Below are 21,518 nucleotides of genomic sequence, written 5' to 3'. Positions count from 1 at the left end.
CGCTGACGGCCCAGCTCGGACGTGATCGAGCCGAACAGCTCTGGGTCGCGCGCTGAGAGAGACTGGGTGAAAAAACCTTGAGTGCGTTGCGGGGCGTTCACTTTGAAACCTCCTAAAAGGGTTAGCCGGTCCAGCCAAGGCCAGCGGAAATAGCGTTCATGGATTGCAGCAGGGGAACAGGAACCGATCCTGCCTGAGGCTCGGATCGAGCTTGTCGCAGCAATTCGACCTGCAGCGCGTGAATGCGGGCCAGTTCAGCCCGTTTGCGATCAAACCGTTCGCACAGGCGAGGGAAACGGTGTCCGATAGTTTGTCCTCCCGTCAGAAATTGCACTGCACTGCAGGCGCTATCGTATTCTGCTTTGATTGACTGAAAGACGATTTGTCGGGTGTTCTCATCGTGCACTAGTTCGCCGTATTGTGCGGCGATGCCCATATCCGCCTGATAGAGCGATTTCTCCATTTCATCGACGGCAAGGCGGAACAGCCGGGAGTGCTGAAACATATCCTGCAGCACTTCATCACCGCGCGCGCCACGAAATTTGCGGAAGCTGGCCATTGCGGCCCCGAAACCATACCAGCCCGTGATCAGGTGGCGGTTCTGCGACCAGGCAAAGACCCATGGAATGGCGCGCAGATCATCCAGACTGGCCGCGCCAAAGCGACGTGCCGGACGAGATCCTATTTTCAGGCGGGCTAATTCCTCGACCGGGCTGGCCTGCTGGAAATAGTCCAGAAAGCCTGGCATCTTCAAAAGCGAGACATAGGCTGTCTGTGACAGTTCCGACAGAGCATCCAGCGCGTCGTCGAACTCGGGTCGGGCCAGGGTTTCGCCGGGATTGGCGGTATGACGCAACGTGCTTGAGAGGAGCAATTCCAGATGGGCCGCGGCTGTACCGCGGTTGGCGTATCTGGTCGAAACAACTTCGCCCTGTTCAGTTACGCGCAAGCGCCCGGCAATTGTTCCGCTGGGCTGCGCAGCAATCGCCCGCCCAGTGGGAGCGCCGCCCCGACTGACTGAGCCGCCGCGTCCATGGAAAAACGTGACCTTGAAACCTTGCGAAGCCAGTGCCGTCACGATGCGACGTTGGGCGCGCTCCAGCTCCCATGTTGAGCAGAAATACCCGCCATCCTTGCCGCTGTCCGAGTACCCCAGCATCACTTCGATTTCATTTCCATCGGTTTTGAGGCTGCGGCGGGCAAGCGGTACTGCCAAAACGTCCAGCAGGATCGCAGGGGCATTGCGAAGATCTGCAATCGTTTCGAATAATGGCACCACCGAGATATCCAATGTCTCGGACCCGAAACCGGAATAGCGGGCCAGCAGGTACACACCGAGAATATCATCGGCAGACCGGGTCATGGACAGGATAAATGGCCCAATTGCCTTGGGGTCCGGCCCCGAGCGAACACTATGAACAAGCGCTAAAAGCGCCAGCATTTCCTGCGCCTGATCGCTCAGCGCCTCGCGGTTTTGATAGGGCAGGTTTTGATCTGCCAGCTCTGATCGCAGACGGGCAGACCAGTCGGGCGTGCCATATTCCGGAGCATGTCCGGATTGTGACCAAAGTTCCGTCAGAACGTCATTCGTGACGGTTGAATTCTGACGAATATCCAGGGTTGTGGTTCGGAACCCGAAAACCGCAGCGGCGCGGCACAGCGGACGGATATGCCTCTGTGCCAGGACGTCGGCGTTGACCGCGCACAAAGCCGCATCAAGTGCCCCAAGATCGCTTACGAATTGTGAGATGTGATCGTAGCCGCCATCGGTCAGCCGATAGCGAATGGCATTGAGAGCCTGCCGGAACGGTTCGTTTCGATTGCGATCGTCGTCCGGTGTCCGGTCGATAATTTCTTGTACACGTGCACGGTTTGGCTCAGGAAGCGGCAATATGAGCGCGCTGATGCTCAACCGGCTTGCAGCTTGATCGATGGCCTGACGATAAAGATCCTGAACCGTTTCACGGCCGCGTTGCAGGGCCAGTGCGGTCATCTCGGTTGTGACATTCGGATTGCCATCCCGGTCGCCGCCAATCCAGCTGTGAAAGCGAATGTTGGGTGTTTTGGCTAGAGTCTGACCCAACACATGTAGGCAGGCCTGATCGAACCGATCCATGACCTGCGGGACGGCGTCAAAGATTGCATCCCGGAAGAATTGCAACCCCCACTCGATCTCGTCGCGCAAGCTTGGGCGTGACAGGCGAAGTTCGCCTGTCAGCCACAAAAGATCAATCTCGCCTTCCAGACCATTCAGCAATTCGGTGCGTTCGGTCGGGGTCCATCGTTGCACTTCAAGACTGACAAGATTGCGGTAGATCCGCCGGTGAATTTCCAATACGGTGACCCGCTTGGCTTCGGTCGGGTGCGCGGTTAGGGTGGGACCGGCGCATAGGTCAGCCGTCAGTTTTTTTGTCTGGCTGTCCGTTAATTGCAGTTCAGACAACACCTCAGCAAACCCGCCTTCGACCGCTTCCGCGCCGCTTAGGGTCTCGGTAAGGCGCCGGTCCCGGACATGGGCGTTTTCATCAATGATGCGTAACAGTTGGAACCAGATCGATAGGGCTTGCAGATACGGCGTTGCCTCGAGCCCTGTAGGGATGGGTTGCAACGGCATGGCCTCGGCCCATGTCGCCACATGCGGCGCCCGCTTCGACAGAATATTCCGCCACAACGCCCGCAGTTCCGAGCGCAATTCCTCGGCATAGCCCGAAGGGTCCGGGGTGGACGGAATATTGCGGGCCAGCGCTTGCATCAGATCACCTGGTCCCGCGGGGTGCGACCTGCGAAGAAGTCGGCCAGATTGTCGAGTACGCGAAAACCCATGGCCTCGCGCGATTCTTTTGTGGCGCTACCCAGATGGGGTAGCATCACCAGGTTGTCGCATTGCAACAGATCCGGGCTAATGCGAGGTTCGCCATCGAACACGTCCAAAGCAGCCCCACCGATCGTGTCGAACATCAGCGACTGCACAAGCGCATGCTCATCCACGACCTCACCGCGCGCAGTGTTGATGAGGAAGGCGTTGGGCTTCATCAGATCCATTCTGCGCCCGTTGATCAGGTGCCGGTTTGCGGCCCCACCCGGGCAGTGCAGTGAGACGAAATCGCAGTGCGGCAGCAGATCGTCCACGGTATCGACCTGAGTTGCGTTGAACTGTTTCAATACCTCGGGCGAGACCGTGCTGCGGTTCTGGACAAGAATATTCATGCCGAACCCATGGTGCGCGCGACGGGCCATTTCCTGACCGATGCGGCCAAAACCGATGATGCCCAGAGTCTTGCCGCTGACCTTGGTGCCGACCAGATGGGTCGGACGCCAGCCGGTCCAGCCGCCCGCGCGCAGCTCACGTTCGCCTTGGCCGGCGCGGCGGGCTACCATCAGCAGCAATGTCATGGCCAGATCAGCCGTGCATTCGGACAAGACATCAGGCGTATTGGTTACGGTCATACCAAGGCTGCGCGCAGCGGGTTCACAGATATGGCTGTAACCAACTCCATAATTGGCGAGGATTTTGGTTTGCGCCGCAGATACGTCCAGCGCCTCGGCGCTGAGCGTGTCGGTGACCGTGGGCAAAACCGCGTCATAGCGTTTCAACGCATCGCGGATCTCGGCCGGGGACAATGGTTTGTCCCCGATGTTGAGTACGGTGTTATAGTTTTCGGCCAGTTGCGCCTCGACGGCGGCGGGCCAGCGACGGGTGACAAGGACCGAAGGTTTGACCATCACGCAGCCTCTCCCATGACGCGGGCGATGGTCTCGCCAATTACCGCAGGGTTTTCAGCAACAGTCACACCCGCCGCCGATAGGATTTCGACCTTTTCCGAGGCGCTTTCGCCAAATGCCGAGATGATCGCCCCGGCATGACCCATGGTCCTGCCTTTAGGTGCGGTCAGACCGGCGACATAGGCCACGACGGGTTTGGTGACGTGGTCCCGAATATACTCGGCCGCCTCGGCTTCCTGAGGGCCGCCGATTTCGCCGATCATGGCGATGACCTCGGTGTCCTCATCCTGTTCGAATCGCTCAAGGATATCGCGGAATGACGAGCCGTTGATCGGGTCGCCACCGATACCGACGCTGGTTGAGACGCCAATGCCACGCTCCTTCAGCTGCGCCGCAGCTTCATAGCCCAGCGTGCCCGAACGACCGATGATGCCGACATTGCCCGGCAGGTAGATATGGCCCGGCATAATCCCCAGCAGCGCCTTGCCAGGGCTGATAGTTCCAGCACAGTTCGGGCCGGTCAGCACCATGCGATTGTCCTTGGGATAGCGATACATATAGCGTTTGACGCGGATCATGTCCTGCGCCGGGATGCCGTCGGTAATGCAAACGCAATAACGGATACCGGCATCTGCAGCCTCCATGATCGAATCCGCCGCAAACGGGGGTGGCACGAAGACAAGGCTGGCCTCTGCGCCGGTGGCCGTGACCGCTTGTTTGACAGTGTCGAAGACAGGCACGCCTTCTACGATTTCGCCGCCCTTGCCAGGGACGACACCGCCAACAACATTGGTGCCGTATTCCAACATATCCTTGGTGTGAAAGCGCGCCATTCGTCCAGTGATGCCCTGAACAATAACACGGGTGTCGCGGTCCAGAAGAATGCTCATTACACAGCCCTCATCTTGGTGTTTTGGGTCAAATCGTTTTGCCACGCACCAACGGCGCGTTCGGCAGCTTCCATCAATGTTGTTGCACGAATAATCGGCAGGCCGGACTTGGCGAGTATTTTCTGACCTTCTTCAACATTCGTCCCGGCAAGGCGCACGATGACTGGGATGTCGATATCCAGTTCCTTCAGAGCCTGCACGACGCCTTCGGCAACCCAGTCGCAGCGGTTGATGCCGGCGAAAATGTTGACCAGAACCGCTTGGACGTTCTTGTCGGACAGTACCAATCGGAAAGCTTTGGCAACACGTTCTGGTGACGCGCCGCCTCCGATATCGAGGAAGTTTGCAGGCTCTCCCCCGGCCAGCTTGATCGTGTCCATCGTCGCCATGGCCAGACCGGCACCATTCACGATGCAGCCGATATTGCCGTCCAGCCCGACATAAGACAGGCCACGATCCGCCGCGCGGCTTTCACGGGGGTCTTCCTGGCTTTTGTCGCGAAGCTCCGCGACCTGCGGGTGGCGGAACAAGGCGTTGTCGTCAAAGCTCATCTTGGCGTCCAGCGCCAACACGCGATCGTCGCCGGTGATGACGAGCGGATTGATTTCAACCATAGTCGCGTCCAGCTTGTTGAAAGCGGCGTAACACCCTTGGAGGGTGCGGACCATGTTTTGGATCAGACGGGGCTCCAGTCCCAGATTGAAGGCAATCTCGCGCGCCTGAAACTCCTGCAGACCTACCGCAGGTTCGACGATGGAGCGGACAATGCTTTCAGGGCGTTCTGCGGAAATATCCTCGATCTCCATTCCGCCCTCGGACGAGGCGACGATCATCACGCGTTGGCTTGAGCGGTCGAGCACAAAACCCAGATAGATTTCCCGATCGATTGGAACGGCAGATTCGACGTAGACGCGATAGATGCCTTTGCCATCGGGGCCGGTCTGATGCGTCACCAGCTTGCGGCCAAACATCTCGTCACAGGCTGCGTATATTTCGCTTTCCGAATTGCACAGCTTTACGCCCCCAGCTTTGCCGCGGCCACCTGCGTGAACCTGGGCTTTTACAATCCACTTGTCGCCGCCCAGCTCACGTGCACGATAGGCAGCTTGTTCGGGGCTGTAGGCCAAGGCCCCCGAAGGGACCTCGACGCCGAAATTCGAAAGAAGTTCTTTCGCCTGATATTCGTGGATATCCATCTGCATTTCCTCCCGTTTATGCAGCGATAGATGTGCCGTAGCGGCTTTCCAGAAGCGCTTCGATCGCTTCGAGATTCACCGAACCACCCATCTCGCGGATTGCTTCGGCAAACAAATGCACGATGCGGCCGATCGACTGATGATTCAGTTGGTTCAGGATGCCGATGCGGACCTGAACAGGGGCGCTGAGGGTTGGCCAGATGCCAAAGCCGCGGGCCCGGCAATTCTGCACCAGCTCCATTTCGCGGCCTGCAAGTTCAGCGGGCAGGTTCAGCACCACAAGGCTGGACATGTCCGAGGTGACCTCGCAGCCCATCGCAATGACGGCATCGCGCAGCACGGCCTCATGCGTCTTGTATGCATGTGCGCGCTTCGCCAGCCCCTCCTGCAGGGTCAGGCGTAACGATTCATGAAAGGCCGCGACGGCATAGCCCGAATGTGTTCGGTGATATGTGCCTTTTTCAACATCCTGGCCATCGACGATGCCCCAGTGGCGGGCCTCGAAAATGGGATTGTGAACATAGCTGTAGGCACCCGTTGCTTTCAGGCTGTCGATATATGCATCGGTAAAGCTGACGGGAGCATAGGTAAGCGGCAAGCAGCACAGGCCCTTTTGCGGACAAGAGGCCCAGCCCGCGATGCCCGGATAATCATCAACCCGGAAATCTTCGACACCCAAAGACGAAACGGCGTCGATCAGACCCATTGCACCATGGTGCTCGCAGGCATCCGAGAAGCCGCGCAAATCATTGATGCGTCCTGATCCCGTTTCCCAATGTGCCATAAACGCCCATTTGGGCTTGTGTTCAGCCAGTGCGGCTTCGACCATGTCACCGGTCACCGACTGACCATGCGGCACGTCGATGATCGTGACACTGGCGGCCTGCGGATCCAAAGGGTTGGCAGCATGTTCGTCCGGTGTCGCTGCCTTGATCCGAAGGGTCAGTGTATCGATGCCCGAAAAGGTCCCGTTGTTGAACGCAACAACCTTGTCACCGGGCATGACAGCCGAGAACATGGTGTCCAAAGCGCTCCAACCAGTGCCCGCGACCGCAAAGGTGTATATGTTCGTGGTGCCCCAGATTTCGCGCAGCATGTGCTTGCATTCGATCATGCCGCGCAAAACGTCGCCCTGCATGTGATCCGCAACTCCGGCGCTGGAAAAGGCTTGTAGAACGCGCGCGTCTGTATTGCCCGGCCCGGGGCCTGCGGCCAGCGTCTCGGGGATTTCGAGCGTTGGATAAATCTGGAAAGTCATTGCGATCCTCCTTGATCGTTGGGGTGGTCAACCACGCCCAGACATCTCGTTGTGGATCAGGAAAGCCTTGCTTGCGTCATCGCGCAACGTAACTTACTACTGCTTTAGGACTTCTAATGGGATGGGGAAAAACCTACCCGTATTGGCAAGGATACCGAAGTATACCAAGTTTTGCCCTATACGAATGGGTAGTTTCTTGAGGATTTGGATGTAAAATCAATGACAGAGCCTTCACAACAACCGATTGACGTCATGCTTGCCGACAACAATCCGCTGGTCTTATCGGCCATGTCAGAGATTTTTGAACGTGATCCGCGATTCTCTTTGGTTGCCACATCGGCGACTGCTGAAGGGTTCCTGGGCGCGGTTATGAGAGTTCCGGTCCAGGTGTGTGTGATCTCCTGGAGCTTGCCGGTTCTTGGCGCGGCCAAATTGATCGAGGTTTTGCGAGAACAGGAAGGCGCGCCCCGTTTTGTCATTTACGGCGATGATGTCGGAGATGTTCCGCGCCTTGCAATGCAGGCAGGAGCTGCGGGGTTCTCATCCCGGTCTGGTGAAGTTGAAGCGTTGCTGGAAACCTGCGCGGACGTGGCTGCTGGCAAGATGGTGTTTCCGTTCATCGATGTCCGCCAGATGCAACAGAATCCGATCCACAGCCTGTCGCGGAAAGAGCGCGCGATTCTGGAAGCTCTAGCCAAGGGCATGTCCAACCGCGAGTTGTCCAAAGAGCTTCAGATATCGACCAATACCGTGAAATTTCACCTGTCAAACATTTACGAAAAACTATCGGTTAAAAATAGGACGCAGGCCATCGCGTATTACTATTCGTCTAATGCGGCCTCGCATTAGATAGATTTGCCCAAATGCTCCAATGGTGTGGTCATTCTGTTGGTCGCGTGATCGGCCTTTCTTAGGAACCCGTGGGGAATTGGGTGGCGGTTTCGGAAAAGCTCTGATCGACGGCGACGGACGCAATGCAAACCCGAACCTGTTCTTCGATAGCTCTACGCGCGAAAGAGGTCACGGCTGTGTCCGACGCGGAGGCATCGTAGATTACAGTTGGTTGAGCTTCGATACTATATCGAGTTGGAAACAGAAACACGTCAATCTCACCATAAAATTGCTGCTTTTTTTCGCCATATAGCGGGCCGTCCCATCTGATCTCGTCTTTGGCGACGGCGGCTTTGATCGAGGTCAGGTCTTGCTCCAGTGGGCCGGTCCGGCCAGGATCATTTCGACATCAACCCCGAGAGAGTGCAGAGATCCGACTGTTTCAAGAAAATCGTACAGCCCTTTCTCGCGGGAGAGGTTGCTTAGAAGCCCGACCCGCAAATGGCCAGGAGACCGCAGGCTGGTCTGTGTTTGGGGGCGAAAAACGCGTTAACTGCGACGTGCCATTTTTGATTGCTTCGGTAAGCGTTCGGGCGCCAAACAAGGTCAGAAAAGTCGGAACATAGGCCATAATGGCGTCTGTTTCACGATGAGCATCCAATAGGGTCAGTTCGGTGCAGTAAGGTGCTGATCCAGTTTCTTCAGGCCAGAAGTAAGGAGCCAAGTTCAGGATGGATGATTTGGCTTTAGCAATATGGTTCCCCAACTTCCGCGCCTGCTTCAGGGCGGTTCTATGGGGTTCATATGCTCGCTTGAAAGTTGCAATGGCTCTGGGCCCGCTAGGCCAGATTTTGTCCTTCACGGGCGTGATGACTGAACAACAGCTTGTTTGATTGGACATCGGACAGAAAATCCGCAGTGCGTCCAGACAGCGCGCGATAAAAGGACAGAAGACCGGGTTCGATTTCTTTGGCAATGTCGATGCAGTTTTGGCGCAGCTCATCGGTGCGCTCCAGCGGTTCACGCGCACGTATGGCCGACAAAAGTTGAGCATGCGCATCGCGTAAGTTCTGGAATGCCTCGCTGTCGAGCATGTCCTGATCGCCAATCAGTATGTAAACGGGCTCCAGGTTCTTTTTTCCTTTCAGGTCCACAAACCCAGCTTCCAACATCGCCAACTCTTGTTTGCCTAGAATGTAAACTGAATTCGAAACCAGGATGTCATAGTCGACATGTCGGCAGCTTTGTTCGATCCTGGCGGCGACGTTCACCACATCTCCGATCACAGTATAATTGAACCGCCGCCGCGACCCGATATTGCCCACACAGGCCTGTCCTGTCGCGCAGCCAGTGGCCAGCGCAATGGGTGGCCGTTCGCGCATGATTTCGGACCTATTGAACTGTGCCAATGCACCGCGCATCATCAAGGCTGCCCGTGCAGCGCGACAGGGATGATTTTCGACCGGAAGCGGAGCGTTCCAGAACGCCATGACTGCGTCGCCGATGAATTTGTCGATTGTGCCTCGCTCGTGCAAAATCTGATCTCCGACCTGTGAAAACAGCTCATTCAGAATGGCGACGAGCTCCGTGGCCGAAACCGACTCGGATAACGGGGTAAATCCACGGATGTCGGCGAACATGACGGTGATCTCTTGTGTTTCTCCACCAAGGACCAACTGATGGTCCGAGCCTTCCATTTCATCCAAAATTTCAGGAGCGACATAGTGAGAAAAGATCTTTCGGATCGCTCTTTTCTCTCGCTCGGTCGAAATGAATAGATATCCGGCCAACAGCCCGAAATTCGCCATCCCACCAGCAAGTGGGAAGGTTGCGTCAAATAATACGAGTTGATTTTGAAAGGCCATCCAGCTGATCAGCACAACTACGGCTGCAGATACGCCACCCGCAATGAAGGATGCGACCGCACCAAAGCTGGACATGACGGCGACGACCACTAACCCCAGTAAGACGAATGAGACCAACTCAAGCGCAGCGGTCACATCGGATCGGCTGAGCATTTCGCCCGTTAGGACCTGTTCAAGTAACTGCGCGTGGATCGAGACGCCGGGCACGGATTCTCCGAGCGAGGTCTGGTGCATATCAAACAGACCCGCCGCAGAGGTGCCAACAAGAATAATCTGGTTTTCGATCCGGGACCGCAGCGCAGGATCATCCGGATTCGTCATAACGTCATTGGCAGAAACATACAGTTCAGGCCGGTCTCGCCTGTACCGGATCCAGACTTCGCCGTTCTGAGTTGTTGGCAATCGAAAATCGCCCAGTTCAAGCGCCAGCATGACACCGGATTCATCGGACGCGCCCTCGGCGAAAAGGACTGTTTCCCCCAAGGCCACCCTAAGGGCCTCAATTCCCAGGCTTGGCAGGGCGCCATCCGGTCCCCCCCAAAGTACCGGGACCCGGCGGACCACACCGGTCCCACCAAGTGGTGAGACATTCACGCCCCCAATGCCTGTTGCATCTGAATAAAGTGGCGGAGCAGGAGGGGTCCAATGCGGAACCTGGACGAGCCCTGAGGTCGGAGACTCACCGATCTCGATGATCCCCGCCTTGGATATGACGGGCTGACCATCATCGGCCACACGGGCCGCTACACCCAGAACAACCGGCCATTTGGCGATTTCGGCTCCGAAAAAAACATCGTTGTCCAGGTTTTGGGCGTCTTCATCGACCGAGAGCACCTTGGCCAACGCAGGGTCTTCCAATAATCGAGCAGGCGAATAGCGGTCGGGTTCGACAAACAGCATGTCAAAAGCGATGACCGCAGCGCCATTTTGGCCGAGGTTTTCAACCATCTGAGCCATGAGATTGCGCGGCCATGGCCATTGCCCCCAGTTGGCCAGTGACTGTTCGTCTATGTCGACAACACGGATTGGCAGGTCGGGGGTGTAATCGCGTGGGGCCATGCGCTGAAGGATGTCGAAATATATCAGCCGAGTCATGCGCACGGGAAACGGATCTATGACCCTGACAAAGCATCCAAACAGGATCAGGCACAAACCCACAAGGCGAAAACCCCTGCGGCGAGTGCTCCGTTCTTTCGACTTACCCGTCACGGTTGCCTCCGAAGACAGTGGTCGCTTTCACTGCCCGACATTACCGATTACCCATATCAGCCGATGCTCAGTTAACAGGTCTATTCGGTTTCGTATCCGGCGCTGCACCGCCTTCAATACTGGGCGCCTCAACGGGTGCAGATGCTACCGAAGCCTTCACCGCTTGCCGCTGCGGGGGCGCTGGGCGGGGCTCGGGAGCGTCGGATTTTTCGATGGGCTGCACTGGTGCTGATTCTCCGGCGCAGCCTTCGATATTCACGCGCAGCGGACTGAGAAGCCGTTCCTGAGACTGAATGAACGGAAATCCATTTTTCACTGCTTCGTCGTACTGTGCCTGATCGGCCGGGCGGCCCACCTTGCCTTTTTGACTGGTGGCAAACAGGCTGCATTGACGTCCAGTTGATCTGCAGCCGCCTTTCAGGCCGCACATCTGCACGGTGCCTTCCAGCACCAACATCGAGCTTTGGGTGCCAGGCACAACCCACATGTCGAATATGGTCCCACGCACAGCCATTGTCGCAGTGGGGGTCTGGATGGAATAGGCACGTTTTCTGCTGTTGCCCGAGATGAAACGAAAGCTTCCACCCAAGGCCTGAACGGCAAAATTCTTGGCCTTCTTCTTGTTTCGCAACATGGTCACATCCAGCGCCATCTTTGCATTAGGCCCTATCGCGATCTTCGTTTCGTCAACAAAGATCAGCTGAACTACCCCTCTGCTGTCTGTGGATATGGAATCACCCGAGGCAACTTCCATGCCTTCAAGCAGTGGCCGGGAATTCCCGGCTCGGGTAATTTCTGCGCCTTGTTTGACGCTTACGACAGTACCAATGTTGGCCAGGATCTGCGACGGCAGTATCAAAACACAACAGGAAACACACAACACTCTTAACCAGACCAAACTAATTATCCCTTCCCCAAGGTTATTCCAGAGCGCAATGCGCCCGCTGCCCGGTCTGTGCCTCGTGGAATTTATTTCTTTGTATTATTTGCAAAAAATCTAAGCAAATATGCCTTAATGCCTATGTGTTTGGCAAGTTTTCTATGAAGCCGGAGAAAATCCCCACCTAATTGGGCTGACCCGGAGCTTCGGAAACTCTCTGCTTGGACATTGCCGGTGTCTCGGACAGGGCCCTTTTCAAATCAGTGTTTCGTTGGGCCGTCGCGCGCTTTCCCAGCCGACGTCTCTTGGGTCTGATCGCCTTATGGAAGGCCCGGCAGACACGCATTGCGGGTGACGTTTCGCGGCTGCCTTTGATCAAGCCCGAAAGCCATAGACATCATGGATTTGACTTTTTGAAGATTTTTTCACGAGGTCCCTTGTATTTCTTGGCGCTTATCGAATACACCGGCCAGCGGAGACGTGGCCGAGTGGTCGAAGGCGCTCCCCTGCTAAGGGAGTAGGCCCGGAAGGGTCTCGAGGGTTCGAATCCCTTCGTCTCCGCCACCAAATCTTCATATGATGTTTTTTGTGATGGCTTACACGTTTTGAAGGCTTTACCCGCCACATCCACCAAGAAATAACGTGATCGGAAGGTCGGGTGTTCCGTTTCCAGCACTCAATGACCCGGCCCTTCGAAATCCTCGCGGGACGCGGTAGGTTCGAAGCTTGCTCTCGTGATCGACCATTGGTGCCTGGATTGTTAGCAAATCCGCCTATACCACCGAAACCGGTACCGTTGGTGTTGCAAGAGCCGGCACTACTGGGGTGTTTCTGAATTCGGATGACTGTTCGGTATGAGGCTGCTGGCGCTCGAAAGGTTGACCACCGGTAAAGTTGATTCAGCGGACAGGTCCAATTTGCCGATTTGACTGCCTTGGAACAGACTGCGGATTATCCGCTCAACTCCAAACTGGCCAATGGAAAACTCTGCAGAATTCTACCGGTCCATTCCTTTGGGGCGGCGCAAAGAGCTGTGGACAGACCGTCAGCTAAGGCTGCATTGGCTGCGGAAACGGAAACAGTGTGGTTGCTTGGGCTTGGGCCGAATGGGTTCAGGATATGGCCGTGGTCGCCAGGCAAGAGCGTGCCTGCAACCGAAGATGTGGCTACTGAGCGTTCTCGCAAAGTGATCTTCTTGAGGACTGTATTATTGTGACCCGCAAGGCCGACCCGCCAGTCTTGCCCGTCACCTCGCTGACCCATTGCCGCGATTTCTCCCATGTTAACTAGAACATCGCGTAAGCCAAAGGACCGTAACAGCGCCGCAATGCGATCGGTGATTGCGCCTTGTGCGATACCGTTCAATGTCAAGGCTGAGACACCGGGCTCCGGCAGCTGGATAGCATCAGCGTCATATCGGACTCGGTGCCAGCCGACAGTTTCTTGGGCGGCAGTCAATTCAGAAGCGCTGGCGCGCGCGGCCATCGCCCTCCAGACGGGTTGTATTGTGGGGTCAAAAGCCCCGTCTGATGCACTGTGAAGGGTCGAACACAGGCTCAGTACATTCAACAGCTCGGGGGCGGGTTTCTGCAGCAACCCGCTTCGGTTCAGCTCTGAAATCTGTGATCGCGATCGGTACAGACTAAAGATATCTTCCAGCCGGTTCAGTTCAGCTTCGATTGATGACAGCAGGGGCGCCGCCTCTGCCTCAGAAAGGCCAACAAGGTCAAGGCTGGCTCTGGCCCCCAGCGCGATGCCACGCCAATGCGCGACTGGTGCGCCAGATGCGACCGCCGGTAGCGCGGCGCATGCCGCAGACATGATCAGAAAACGACGTCGGGACAAACGGCTCATGCTGGTGTCTCCAGTTTCAAGTCCAGATCGACGGGGCCAAGCACTTCGGCGTCGGGTATGTCAGTCAGGGGCAAAGCGGAACCTCCGTACAGGATGATGAAGCTGTCCGCATCGGTCGGGTCGGCAAAGGGCACGACCTCGCGCGCGCCCATGCCGCCGGCGACATTGGCCCCGACGACGAAAGTCGCACCTTCGGCATTGATCCAGTTGGATTGACCTGGTTGATGCCAGCTTGGGGCGGTTCCCATATCGCTGACATAGATTGCAACAATGGCTGCCTCGCGTTCGGGGCTTTTGAGATAGGCAACCATATCGCGAACCTGTGCAAAAAACAGTGGTGTAGGATAGCCGTCGAGGTGAATCTGCCCTTTTGGACCGCCATGTTCAGCAATATTCATCTGGCAAAAAAAGCTGAGTGCGTCTGGCGTCAAATCGACTGGGTCAGGCGCGGCAATCTGTTCTTCCTTACAGGCAGTCAGGGCGAGTAGAGCAATCAGGAAAAGACGCTTCATGGCTCGACCCTTCGGAACGCGAGCCGGGCAAGTGCAAGGCCTAGCAGGGGCCAGATCAGCAAAGACAACGGGGCGGCCCAGACGGGCAGAGCCTGCGCAGCGCCGGTCATGCCGGATGCCATCGCGACGCCCTCGGTTGCGGCGATATTCCACAGACGGAAAGCGTCGGCCGGGTTGGCCACCATCACCCATGGAAAGACGGATTGAGTGAAGGTGCCGCCCTTGTCCATGACGACGGCCCCCAACAGGCCCAGATCATAGAGGACGACAAAAACCAGCCAGAGCCCGGCCGACAGACCTGCTGCCGCCGTGGCCCCCTTTGCCAGGGCGGACAGCAAGTATCCCAGTGCGAGAAACACGGCGCCCAGCAGGATGGATGTGAGGATGAGGCGGACCAGCGCCATCAGGCTTTCCGGCCCGGCCCCGCCAAAGAAGGCAGCCACTGCGCCTGCAGTACCAAACCCGATAGTCATGGCAAAGGCCAGCGCTGCCAGATGGGCGGTGAACTTGCCCAGCAGGATTTCTCCGCGCCCGGCAGGGTAGGACAGCAGCAGCGACAAGCTGCCCCGGTCCACGTCACCGGCGATGGCATCAAAGGCAATCATCAGCGCCAGTAGCGGCGCAAGATAGACCGACAGCGTGGTCATCGACGCGACCGAGACGGTCAGCATATCGACTCCCAACGTGCCGGTGGGCGCGCTGCCCGCAAAGGTCAGCGCCAATGCGAACAGAACCATGATCAGTGTCGCGACCAGCAGCCAACGGTTGCGGCGCAGGATCAACATTTCAGTGCGGGTGATGGCGAGGAAGCGGGTCATGGCCTCTTCTCCTGTGCATAGTAGCGATAGAGATCTTCCAGCTTGGGAGGTGTCATTTCCACATCTGCCACCGCATCGCCCAATCCGGCGATCCGGCGCAAGGCCTCCATCTTGTCGTCGACGGTGCAGAGCAACTCAACGGACGCGCCATTGATCCGGCTGCCGCCCAGTTTGGCGGCCAAGGCTTCAGGGTTAGAGCTGGCGCGCACCTTCAGGCGGATTGGCAGACCCGCCAGCGCCGAAAGGTTGTTTAACGTGTCATCGGCCACCATCCGGCCCCCGCGCATGATTGCGATCCGGTCTGTGCGGGCCTCGACCTCAGTCAGGGCATGCGATGCGATCAGGACGGCGGTGCCTTTTGCGGCCAGTTCGTCGATGATGGCGTACAGATCCTGCCGAGAAATCGGGTCCAGTCCGCTCGTCGGCTCGTCCAGCAATGCCACTTTCGGCTGGCCCAGCAGCACTTGCGCCAATCCCAGACGTTGCCGCATCCCCTTGGAGTAGGTCCCGATCCGTCGGTCCAGCGCGTCGCTGAGGCCAACACGTTCCAGCAGGCCGGGCACATCGGCCTTGGACCCCGAGAGCTGCGCGAAAAGAGTCAGCTGTTCCCGGCCCGTAAGCGCCGGGTGGAAGGACACCGCCTCGGGCAAGTACGCCGTATCCCGCCGCGCCTGTGCGCTGCCGGGTGTGGCGTCTCCGATTCGAATGGCTCCGTCCTCAATCGGGATCAGGCCAAGGATGGATTTGATCAGGGTCGATTTGCCGGCGCCGTTATGGCCCAGTAGCGCCACGCGCTGACCAGGGGCAAGAGACAGGGTGATGTCGTCAAGAACGCGGGTTTTGCCTCGGTCCTTACAGACGTTGTTTATCGTCAGGGCCTTATCCGTCATGAGGCACCTTTTTCATAGCTGAGGGTTCAGGGGCTCGCATCAATGGATTGCTGTCCATCACACCCCCCGGCAATAGTGCCGGGAAGGCTGATTGCGACCAGCGCACCAGCTGCACGGCAGGGGAGCCGAGCAGCAGCTTGGCTGCGGGTTGGGTCCACAGCACATGGTCCATCGAGTCATTGGGGCGATAAGGGGCATCAGCGACGCCGTTGCCATCCACATCATAGGCGGCGAAATCGGACCAGTAATTGCCGCGCCCGTCTTCAGACCACTCGACCCACTTGGTCGAAACGTATTTCACCTGAGTCCGGTTTCCGACAAAGGCGTTGCCGACGATACGGTTACGTTCTGACCCAGCAGTGAAGTGAATGCCGATGCCGCAACCCTCGAACCAGTTGTCGGTGAATTCGTTCTTGTTCGAGTTATACAGGAAGGTGCATTTCTCCTTTGCACCCTTAACGACGTTCCCGGAAATCACGCTCTTGTTGGCGTAGTTCAGCATCACACCATGTTCGCGATCATCAATCGACACATTGCCGGTGACTTTGACATTGGTCGTGAACATCACCGCATAGCCCAGATCATTGCCGATCGAGACGTTATCGCTGACCACCGAGTCGTCGGCATACATGTAGTGCACCGCGAACCGCAGATCGCGGAACAGGTTTCCAGTAAAGGTGTTCTTCTTGGACGAGTTCACAAAGATCCCATCGCGCCCGTACCGGATATCATTGTCTTCGACCCGCGCACCCGGTGCGTTCCAGACATAGACGCCGTTGCCGCGGTCATTCATCCGCTTGTCCTGACGCCCTTCGATCCGGTTGCCGCGCACGACGCTGTCCTTGGCGCCGTGGATGTCGATGCCATAGAGATTGCCCAGCAACACATTGCCTTCGATCACCGGCGCATGGGCCGTTTTGACCAGCTGAATGCCACTGTCGATCCCATCATGGCTCGAGCCCGAACCAATCACGGTCAGACCGCGCACGGTCACGCCCGGTCCGGTCACGGTGATGACGCTGCCGACGCCTTGTCCGTCAATGGTGGCCTGCCCCAGCCCATCAATTGTGACGGGCCGGTCCAGAACCAGTGTTTCCGAATAAACGCCGGGGCTCAGGCGAAGGGTGTCTCCATCCGCCGCCTGCGCCAGTGTTTCATTGATGGCCCCCGCCCGGTTGGGCACATCCCAATCCGCCGCCCAAAGGGGCGAGCCGAGTAGGAGCGGTATGAGCAGTGGCCAACGCATGGGTTATGCTCCCTGCGGCTCGACCAGCATCCGGCCGCGCATTTCCATGTGCAGCGCGTGGCAGAACCACTGGCAATAGAACCAGTGCACGCCCGGACGGTCAGCGGTGAAGGTGACCGAAGCGGTCGCCATCGGCGCAACTTCCATCGCGATGCCGTAGTTGCCAAGACAGAAGCCGTGGGTCACATCGTCCACGTCATCCAGGTTGGTGATGTAGACTGTTACCTCATCACCCTGTTTGACGGTGAACTTCTCAAGGCTGAAGGTTGGGGCCTGCGAGGTCATATAGACCCGCACCTTGTTGCCGTCCCGGATCGGTTCCTCGGCACCATCTTCCAGATCGATGCCATCGGCCTCAGCCTGTTTGCGGGCGTCCTCCCAGGTGATGTCGTTACGGTCCCAGACGTTGACCGGGTTGACGATGTCAGCGCGCACCATGATCGAGTCATGCGGCTCCGCAAAGGTCGGTCCGTCGTGAACCACCTTCATCTCGTTGGTTGAGATATCGATCAGTTGCTCGTTCTCAGGCTTAAGCGGACCCGTGTTCAAGAACCTGTCTTTCGAGAACTTGTTCATCGAAATCAGCCACTTGCCATCAGCCTCCTTGGTTTCACCCATGGTGGTCGAGTTATGGCCCGGCTGATAATGCACATCGACCTTCGAGATGATCGGATCTACATCGGCGCCGCCGTAAGCCTCGATTGCCTTGTCGAGGTTCCACTTCACGATCTGACTGTCCAGGAATAGCGTGGTGAACGCGTTGCCCTGGCCGTCATAAGCAGTGTGAAGCGGGCCAAGACCCAGCTGCGGCTCACCCACGATGCAGGACCGTGGATCGGCATCACTTTCGAACAGGGCGTCCAGTTTGGTGACATCCATGATCGATACGGTCGGCGACAGTTTACCGTTGATGCAGACATGCTTGCCGTCAGGCGCAGTGTTGATGCCGTGCGGTGAGTTCGGGATCGGGATGTAACGGGTGTATTTCTTGTTCTGACCCTTACGGCCGTCCAGAACCTTGACGCCTTTCAGTTCCTGATAGTCGCCCGCCTCAATCCCCGCTTCGATTTCCGCGAGGTTGAAGACAACAACATGGTCCATCTCGTTCTCGGTCATCTCGGCCAGGTTCATCCCCATTTCCGAGTTGTACGAGGTCGAATAGGCGTATTTGCCCTGATAGTCGCAGTCAGTGTTGTCGAGGTTGCCCGACACGATCACCTGCCATGCCACTTCCATGGTGTCGCCGTCCAGCGCGGTGAAGATGTTCACGTATTGCGACGGATCGTCCAGCACAGTGCCGTCATTGACCAATGGAGTTTCATCTTCGCCATTGGCAAAGACATAACCAGTGCGCGGGAATTTCTGCGGACGCAGACCATGGATCGCCTTGGCGTTCGGGATTTCGGTGATCTTGTCGCACTTCATTACGTCGCAGCGTACGCGAGCAACGCGCGTGTTGGCCTTGTCGTTCATGAACAGGTAACGGCCATCGTAGGTGCCGTCGGTGAACGACATATGCGGGTGGTGCAGGTCACCGTTATCGTAGGTTTTCATGCCGCGCTTGGCGAGAAACTCTTTGGTTTCCGGCAGCAGGCCGTCGGTCATAATCTTCAGCGATTCATTGGTCTGGCCCCAGCCGGTGGCCGAGCAGCGGTTGAACACCGGCACCCGCATCAGTTCGCGCATGGACGGAAAGCCGAGAATGCGCAATTCGCCGGTCTGACCCGAGGACCAGAAGCCGTAATATTCGTCCAGCTCACCGGGTTCCAGACTGGCATTGGCCGCAGCGCTGGCCTGTTTCGCGGTCATCAGGGTTGACCCCAGACCGGTTCCGGCCAGCACGGCGCCAGTGGCGGTCGCCCCCAGCATACCGCGGCGTGTGACGGTTAGTTTGTTGTCATGTTCCGACATGATCGTTCCTCCTTTTAGGAAACGGTTTTCGGTTTGGCGTTTGGATGGTTCGCCGGTGGTTGTCCGAGTGGGGTCTTGAGATCGACCGACCCTGTCTTGGCCCGCCGTTTCAGTTGACGGATAACGACGGGACATTTGTCCTCGGACTGGTAGAGCACCTGACAATGCAGGCAGGTGACGCACTCGTTCGGATTGATCTCACCTGTGGGGTGGATCGCCTGAACGGGGCATTCATTGGCACAGGTCTGACAGGGGGTGCCGCAGTCCTTGTAACGGCGTAGCCAGTCGAACATGCGCATGCGGGCCGGGATCGCCAGTGCTCCGCCCAACGGGCAGAGATAGCGGCAGTAGAACCGCTCAACGAACAGGCCGATCCCCAACAGGGCCAGCGCAAAAACCACAAACGGCCAGTCGCGCATGAATTTCAGAATGATCGCGGTCTTGAAAGGCTCGATCTCGGCATACTTCTCGGCCAGCGGGATGGAGACAAAGCTGAGGCCGAAGAGACCCAAGAAGATCATGTATTTCGCGGGCCACAGCCGTTCATTCAGGCCCCAGGGCAGGGTCCATTGCGGCACGCGAAAAGCCCGCGCGATCTTGTTGGTCAGTTCTTGCAGCGCACCAAACGGGCACAGCCAGCCGCAATAGGCACCACGTCCCCAGAACAACAGGGCGGCTGCCACGGCGAACCATTGGATGAACACCAGCGGGTCCAGTAGGAAGGCATCCCATGAGAAACCCGTGCGCAAACTGCCCGCCAGCGCCATCAGGTTCACCACGCTCAACTGGGCATTCGCGTACCAGCCGATGAAGAACAGGGTCATTGTCAGATAGCCGATGCGGAACCAGTAAAAGACCCGCGCGTTCATCGTGGCATGGAACTGGAAAAAGAAGGTCGCCGTCAGTATCAGCAGCATGACGCCCAGACCGGCAATCTCGACTGTGCGATCCTTCCAGATACGTTTCCAAAGAGCGGCTTTGGCGGCCGCTTCACCTGTGGCGTCATCCACAACGGTGGGGGCTACGACTGGCAACAGGTACTGCTCAGGCAGTTTGTAGCCCAAATCGAAGGTCAGGAACGTCTTTTCAACCGCACCGACGGCGCGTTGCACCAACAGTTGCAGGCGGAACGGTTCGGCCGGATCAAACTCTGCCTCAGCGGGGATTTTGAAGATATCCAGCTCGGTGAAACTGGGCGCATCGGCGGCCGCAACTCTGCCCAGACGCTCTTGCTGTTTATCAAAGAAGCGTACCGAATTATCACCTTGAATCAGCTGAATACGGTCGAAAATCCCGCCACGCACATAGCCTGACCCCTTGAAGCTATAGGCGCCACGACCCAGCACCAGGATGGCTTGCTCGCCCTCGCCCAGCCACTCGGTCAGGTTTTGATACTCGGCCTCGCCCAGCAGCGACTTGCCGATCGACGGGACTGAAACCAACGCCAGATGCATGTCGATGAAGGTGTCGTCGGGCGCGCCCCGTTCACGGCGCCTGATGGCGCGCTGGTCGCCGGTGGCCTCGAACGCAGCGTTGACCTGACCGACATCCAGTGTCAGGCGTCGGACCGAGCCGTCACCCGAAAGCGTTGTCCAGTCATAAGTGGCGTCTTGTGCCATATCGACTTCGCGCTTCGGCCCGTCGGCCTGCAGCGGTGACAAGCCACCCAGCCCCAGCGCCCGCGCTACCTTGATGCCGCCACGCACGAGACTGTCGTCGATCACCATGATTGTGACAGTCGCGCCCGAGATAATGTCGAGGTCATGGCCCTCACCGCCTGTTTCAGCCTCAACCCTAAGGTCCAGGCCGGCGTAGCCTTCGGTCAGTTCGACCATGCGCGCGTTCGGAATCCCGATCAGTACGATGGGTTCCGAATGCTTGACCAACTTAACGCCAGTAAGCACCGCATCATTGTCGATCGCTGCAACGACGTGAATGGGTTTGCCGGAATAGCCTGTGGTGCCTACGAAATCCGAGGTCAGAAAGGCCCAGGCAATCGTTTTGCCCCCTTTCAGGATCGGCGCAACCGGAATGTCTTTTCTGATCGGGCCAAATGCCTCGGCGCCGGGGATCAGGTCCGCGGGCTCAAGTTCTGGCAGAAAGCTGGCAAGGCTGTCGGCATGTGCGCTGATCGCCATCAGGCAGGACAGGAAAAAGGCCAGCAGGAAATGGATTGCGCGACTTACGACCACGGCGCACCTCCAATGATTGGGGTGGACGCCATGGACGCGCGCGGTGCGCGTTCGGTTTTAAATTCTGGTGCAGGGGGAGGACCCCGGGTTTCTGGCCACAGCCGGTCAGAGCCATTTAGCTCGAAGGACCTGTTGCTTTGGCAAGATAAGAATTGAACCCTTCCCCGTTGCGTCACTTCCAGCGGCATGGGCAGAGGTGCGGCACCGGTCACGGCGCACAGCGTGCAATCGGCGCATTTGGGG

General features: G+C 57.7%; 15 protein-coding genes and 1 tRNA gene. 2 read left to right on the top strand and 14 right to left on the bottom strand.

Annotated features, from left to right (window positions below; translation table 11 throughout):
- Positions 1–121 precede the first annotated feature (121 nt).
- Genes AC2FLE_RS09230 through AC2FLE_RS09210 form a run of 5 tightly spaced genes read right to left on the bottom strand, consistent with a single transcriptional unit; the run spans position 122 to position 7,067 of the window.
- Positions 122–2,752, bottom strand: a complete 2,631-nt coding sequence (locus AC2FLE_RS09230) for a phosphoenolpyruvate carboxylase (protein WP_496696583.1) — start codon at positions 2,750–2,752, stop codon at positions 122–124.
- Positions 2,752–3,723 carry a 2-hydroxyacid dehydrogenase gene (locus tag AC2FLE_RS09225; RefSeq protein ID WP_496696581.1) on the bottom strand — a complete coding sequence of 324 codons (972 nt, stop codon included), beginning with the start codon at positions 3,721–3,723 and terminating at the stop codon, positions 2,752–2,754. Before AC2FLE_RS09225 ends, AC2FLE_RS09230 begins: the two co-directional genes overlap by 1 nt.
- On the bottom strand, positions 3,723–4,613 hold the full coding sequence (gene sucD / locus AC2FLE_RS09220; protein WP_281972634.1) for a succinate--CoA ligase subunit alpha: 891 nt from the start codon (positions 4,611–4,613) through the stop codon (positions 3,723–3,725). Before sucD ends, AC2FLE_RS09225 begins: the two co-directional genes overlap by 1 nt.
- On the bottom strand, positions 4,613–5,809 hold the full coding sequence (locus AC2FLE_RS09215; protein ID WP_496693072.1) for a malate--CoA ligase subunit beta: 1,197 nt from the start codon (positions 5,807–5,809) through the stop codon (positions 4,613–4,615). Before AC2FLE_RS09215 ends, sucD begins: the two co-directional genes overlap by 1 nt.
- A 16-nt stretch (positions 5,810–5,825) precedes the next feature.
- Positions 5,826–7,067, bottom strand: a complete 1,242-nt coding sequence (locus AC2FLE_RS09210) for a pyridoxal-phosphate-dependent aminotransferase family protein (RefSeq protein ID WP_281972632.1) — start codon at positions 7,065–7,067, stop codon at positions 5,826–5,828.
- Between the two features lie 219 nt (positions 7,068–7,286).
- On the opposite strand from AC2FLE_RS09210, the gene AC2FLE_RS09205 reads away from it, so the two are divergent.
- Positions 7,287–7,916, top strand: coding sequence for a response regulator transcription factor (locus AC2FLE_RS09205; RefSeq protein ID WP_246097171.1), 630 nt, complete (start codon positions 7,287–7,289; stop codon positions 7,914–7,916).
- An 821-nt stretch (positions 7,917–8,737) separates the two neighbouring features.
- Here AC2FLE_RS09205 and AC2FLE_RS09200 read toward each other — a convergent pair.
- Both AC2FLE_RS09200 and AC2FLE_RS09195 read right to left on the bottom strand, forming a co-directional pair.
- On the bottom strand, positions 8,738–10,972 hold the full coding sequence (locus AC2FLE_RS09200; RefSeq protein ID WP_496696580.1) for a CHASE2 domain-containing protein: 2,235 nt from the start codon (positions 10,970–10,972) through the stop codon (positions 8,738–8,740).
- A 67-nt stretch (positions 10,973–11,039) separates the two neighbouring features.
- On the bottom strand, positions 11,040–11,726 hold the full coding sequence (locus AC2FLE_RS09195; protein ID WP_281972630.1) for a FecR family protein: 687 nt from the start codon (positions 11,724–11,726) through the stop codon (positions 11,040–11,042).
- 600 nt (positions 11,727–12,326) lie between these two features.
- Between AC2FLE_RS09195 and AC2FLE_RS09190 the strand changes: the two genes are divergently transcribed.
- Positions 12,327–12,416, top strand: a tRNA-Ser gene (locus AC2FLE_RS09190).
- 387 nt (positions 12,417–12,803) lie between these two features.
- Here AC2FLE_RS09190 and AC2FLE_RS09185 read toward each other — a convergent pair.
- The 7 genes from AC2FLE_RS09185 to AC2FLE_RS09155 are packed head-to-tail and all read right to left on the bottom strand — an operon-like array spanning position 12,804 to position 21,221.
- On the bottom strand, positions 12,804–13,706 hold the full coding sequence (locus tag AC2FLE_RS09185) for an FAD:protein FMN transferase (RefSeq protein WP_496696578.1): 903 nt from the start codon (positions 13,704–13,706) through the stop codon (positions 12,804–12,806).
- On the bottom strand, positions 13,703–14,218 hold the full coding sequence (locus AC2FLE_RS09180; RefSeq protein WP_142635212.1) for a nitrous oxide reductase accessory protein NosL: 516 nt from the start codon (positions 14,216–14,218) through the stop codon (positions 13,703–13,705). Before AC2FLE_RS09180 ends, AC2FLE_RS09185 begins: the two co-directional genes overlap by 4 nt.
- Positions 14,215–15,036, bottom strand: a complete 822-nt coding sequence (locus AC2FLE_RS09175) for an ABC transporter permease (RefSeq protein ID WP_496696575.1) — start codon at positions 15,034–15,036, stop codon at positions 14,215–14,217. The genes AC2FLE_RS09180 and AC2FLE_RS09175 overlap by 4 nt, the downstream gene beginning before the upstream one ends.
- Complete coding sequence (locus AC2FLE_RS09170; RefSeq protein ID WP_496696573.1) at positions 15,033–15,926, bottom strand: ABC transporter ATP-binding protein; 894 nt, start codon at positions 15,924–15,926, stop codon at positions 15,033–15,035. Before AC2FLE_RS09170 ends, AC2FLE_RS09175 begins: the two co-directional genes overlap by 4 nt.
- Positions 15,916–17,172 carry a nitrous oxide reductase family maturation protein NosD gene (locus AC2FLE_RS09165; RefSeq protein ID WP_496696572.1) on the bottom strand — a complete coding sequence of 419 codons (1,257 nt, stop codon included), beginning with the start codon at positions 17,170–17,172 and terminating at the stop codon, positions 15,916–15,918. Before AC2FLE_RS09165 ends, AC2FLE_RS09170 begins: the two co-directional genes overlap by 11 nt.
- 3 nt (positions 17,173–17,175) lie before the next feature.
- The gene (gene nosZ / locus AC2FLE_RS09160; RefSeq protein WP_496696570.1) at positions 17,176–19,083 is read right to left on the bottom strand and encodes a TAT-dependent nitrous-oxide reductase; all 1,908 of its coding nucleotides are present in this window, start codon (positions 19,081–19,083) and stop codon (positions 17,176–17,178) included.
- A 14-nt stretch (positions 19,084–19,097) separates the two neighbouring features.
- The gene (locus AC2FLE_RS09155) at positions 19,098–21,221 is read right to left on the bottom strand and encodes a 4Fe-4S binding protein (RefSeq protein ID WP_496691895.1); all 2,124 of its coding nucleotides are present in this window, start codon (positions 21,219–21,221) and stop codon (positions 19,098–19,100) included.
- Between the last annotated feature and the right edge of the window lie 297 nt (positions 21,222–21,518).

It is taken from the genome of Ruegeria sp. CDSA077 (assembly GCF_059612265.1).
This window is presented reverse-complemented; position numbering and strand designations above follow the sequence as displayed.